The following is a 3,420-nucleotide window of genomic DNA, read 5'->3' as shown; positions in this document are numbered from 1 at the left end:
ACATATTTTCTATATTTTTAACCTTTAAAATAAAATCATATTAAAAGGTATATTCTTATTAATTCATTTTCACGAAGTTTTCCAAACCTAATTAATTTTAGTGATAAGAACAATGTGAATAATCATAAAAGCCAGGCAAAAAAATAAACTATAGCAGCTTAAGCAGCTTACTTTTATTAATTTTATATAATATAATATAATTAGTTTATTTAATTGGAGGTATTGATATGAAAATATTTGAACTAAATTATAAATCAATATTTTTGATACTCGTTTTTATGTTAGCCATTGTGAGTTTATATGGATGTGGTAAATCTGATTTAGATGGCAAAAAGTTTAATGTAATTCAAAATAATAAACTTGATGCAACTATGGAGTTTGGTAAAGATAATGAATTGATAGTAAAATCAGCTCAGGGTAAATATAATGCTGGTCAAGAATTTAGAGGACAATATCAATTAAAAGAAGTTGATGGAAAACAATTTTTATTACTTCCTAAGATGGACAGAGAAATATTAGATATTCAAAATTTTGGATATCAAACTGTTGAGATTGATAACTTAAATAGTAAAGATAAAAAAGATTGGTATGTATATCAGTTGGAAGAAAAGGATAATAAATTTTTTATGTATGATTTAACTATTAAAGAGGGAAAGGCAGATAAGTTTAAAGATGTTGATGATTTAAATATGTTAGAAATACAAAAAGACCATAAAGTTAATTCAATACTAGAACCGAAAACCGAATAATCCTTCAGTATAATAAGTTTTTAAATTAAGTCTAAATTTATAAAATTTTCTGATATTTAACTTGACAATTCAACGAATACAATAACTATCAATTATTAAAAAAATTTCCAATGATGATCATGAGTTTTATGAACTAATAAAAGCTTTAAACTTAAATTTTTCAGAAGACAGATCATATGAGCCTTTTATTAGATATGTAAATGCCAAACTCTTAAAAGTGATGTTTTCTAAAAAAAGACAAAGCCTACATATTTAAAGGAGTTGTATAGTTAGTATGAAAGAGCTATATATAGTTTCACTTTTAAGAGGTTTTACTATTGGGTTTTATGCTCCGATTTGGATTATATATTTGTATAATTCTGGATATAACCTTTTTTTGTTAGGAGTAATAGGAACTGTTTTTGAAATAATGAAATTCATATTTGAGGTGCCTTCCGGTGAGATTGCTGATAAAATTGGAATTAAATTCAATTTAATAACTTCTTTCGTATGTCTCTCAATAACTTGGATTTTATTTCCACTTTCCTCTAATGTACTGATACTAATAATATTATTACTAACTTGGGCTTTGTCTGAGACGTTATTCTCAGAAACATTTGAATCGTGGATCAGTCAATCAGTAAAACAAAGTGACTTTTCAAAGGTTCTTTTCAATAATACTAAAATATTTATTTTATTCATCATTATAATTTCTCCTTTATTAAGTTTTTTTTATAAAGCGAATGAATTCTTACCGTTTGTATTAGCTGGAATCTGCTCATCAATTTTAACAATATATTTAAGCGCTTTTGTAAAGATTAGTAAAAATGAACAACGTTTAACTGAAGATAGTAAAATCTCTCTAATTGATATCATTAAAGATTCAAGCATTACAATGTTAAAAAAATAAAAGAACGCTAAACATAATGAGCTGACCCCAATTAGTGGGAATAAAATAAAAACACTTCCGTTGAATTCGTGTAAAATGAATCTAAACGGAGGTGTTTTCCTATGAAAAGAGTATCTTATTCACTAGAAACTAAAAATAAAGTTATTGAAATGAAGACAGCTGGATATACCACAAAAGAAATTATGGAGACTTTAAATATTAGAAATAGAACACAGGTCGATAAATGGTGGCGTTGGTATCGAAATGGAGAAAGTTATAGATTTTCTCAACAAGTAGGAAAACAGTACAGTTATGGCAAGGGTATTGAAGAATTAAGTGAATTTGAAAAACTAAAATTAGAGCTTAAAAGAAAAGATGTTGAATTGAACATTTTAAAAAAGTACAAAGAATTGGAAAGGAAGTGGTTCCAGCAGTAGTTATAGAATTAGTAAAAGAATTGAAGGATAAGTATTCAATCAAAATGATACTTGAGGTTTTAAACATACCCACATCGACATATTATCGATGGAAAATAAATCAAACTAAAATAGACTATACTACTGAAAAAGTTATTGAATTATGCGAAGAGAACAATTTCACCTACGGTTATCGTAAGATTACAGCGCTAATTAATCAATCATCTTCTGTACCTGTTAATCATAAACGAATTCAGAGAATTATGCAGGAGAACAATTTGAATTGTCGAGTTAGACCTAAAAAGTCTAAAAAATCTGGTCCTTCTTATTATAAAACAGATAATTTATTACAAAGACAATTTCAAGCTGAACAACCTATGGAAGTATTAACAACAGACATTACTTATCTACCGTTCGGTAATTCGATGTTATATTTATCTTCAATTATGGAATCTTTACAACGGAGAGATTGTGGCGTATAAAATAGGAACTAAGCAGGATCAAAATTTAGTTAATGAAACATTAAATCAACTAGATCTACCTGAGGGTTGTATACTACATAGCGATCAAGGAAGTGTATATACATCGTATTCTTACTATCACTTATGCGAAGAAAAGGCATTATCAGAAGCATGTTCCGTAAGGGAACACCTGCTGACAATGCCCCGATAGAAAGTTTCCATTCCTCGCTAAAGTGTGAAACCTTTTATCTCAACAATGAGCTTAGTAGCTCTAATAACATTGTAATTGATATTGTGGAAAAATTCATTGATTATTATAATAAATTTAGAATTCAACAAAAACTAGGCTACTTTTCTCCTATAGATTTTAGAAAATTAGCAGCCTAGAATATAGTGTTTTTATTAAGTTCCCGTTTTAAGGGTTCAGTGCCTTAATATATTTGTATAATTTTTTTCCAACTATTTGAAAGTATTACAGCAATACTCATTACTATTAAAGTAATTACGTATTGAGAAGCAATATAACCTTGATGAATATGAATATAGAAGAGTGCTCCTAACATTACTACGATAATTCCCACAGAAACATAATTAGTAAGAACTCCTAAGACTAGTAATATTCCTCCGATAAATTCAAATAATCCTAATAAGATACCAAAGAATGCGGGGAATCCTAATTTTGTCATCATAGCCATTGGTTCACCAAAACCACTAAAAACCATCTGGCTACCATAAGCTATAAATGTTATTCCCAACATAACTCTAATCAAAAGCATTGCAATTCTCATTTTTATTATCTCCTTTAAATGTTAAATTAAAAAATTAAATTTTACTCTTGTTTAGTATATTAGATTCGTCCCCAATTCAACTAATTGTAGTTAAATTGAGGACAATCGATAATCCAATATTACCTAATAATCTAATTT

The 3,420-nt window shown here is 27.7% G+C and carries 3 protein-coding genes and 1 pseudogene; 3 read left to right on the top strand and 1 reads right to left on the bottom strand.

All coding sequences use genetic code 11. The features are described 5' to 3' along the window. Nucleotides 1-227 precede the first annotated feature (227 nt). The 3 genes and pseudogenes from CD113_RS12490 to CD113_RS12480 all read left to right on the top strand — a co-directional run bounded on the left by CD113_RS12490 (nucleotide 228) and on the right by CD113_RS12480 (nucleotide 2,881). Nucleotides 228-749 (top strand): hypothetical protein, encoded by a 522-nt coding sequence (locus CD113_RS12490; protein ID WP_002464473.1) that lies wholly within the window; start codon nucleotides 228-230, stop codon nucleotides 747-749. Nucleotides 750-1,023: 274 nt separating this feature from the next. Continuing rightward, nucleotides 1,024-1,638: an MFS transporter gene (locus tag CD113_RS12485; RefSeq protein ID WP_002464474.1), complete on the top strand. Its 615-nt coding sequence runs from the start codon at nucleotides 1,024-1,026 to the stop codon at nucleotides 1,636-1,638. Between the two features lie 101 nt (nucleotides 1,639-1,739). Further along, nucleotides 1,740-2,881: pseudogene (locus CD113_RS12480) on the top strand (IS3 family transposase). 44 nt (nucleotides 2,882-2,925) lie between these two features. On the opposite strand, the gene CD113_RS12475 reads toward CD113_RS12480, so the two are convergent. Continuing rightward, nucleotides 2,926-3,282 carry a DoxX family protein gene (locus CD113_RS12475; RefSeq protein WP_095092761.1) on the bottom strand — a complete coding sequence of 119 codons (357 nt, stop codon included), beginning with the start codon at nucleotides 3,280-3,282 and terminating at the stop codon, nucleotides 2,926-2,928. Between the last annotated feature and the right edge of the window lie 138 nt (nucleotides 3,283-3,420).

Source organism: Staphylococcus simiae, from assembly GCF_002902085.1.
GTDB lineage: Bacteria > Bacillota > Bacilli > Staphylococcales > Staphylococcaceae > Staphylococcus > Staphylococcus simiae.
Note: the sequence above shows the minus strand (reverse complement) of the source record. Positions and strands in the feature narration are given on the sequence as shown.

Bases quoted from the DNA above. Each gene is read 5' to 3' on its own strand.
- CD113_RS12485 (WP_002464474.1), top strand. From the start codon at position 1,024: ATGAAAGAGCTATATATAGTTTCACTTTTAAGAGGTTTTACTATTGGG.
- CD113_RS12475 (WP_095092761.1), bottom strand. From the start codon at position 3,282: ATGAGAATTGCAATGCTTTTGATTAGAGTTATGTTGGGAATAACATTT.
- CD113_RS12490 (WP_002464473.1), top strand. From the start codon at position 228: ATGAAAATATTTGAACTAAATTATAAATCAATATTTTTGATACTCGTT.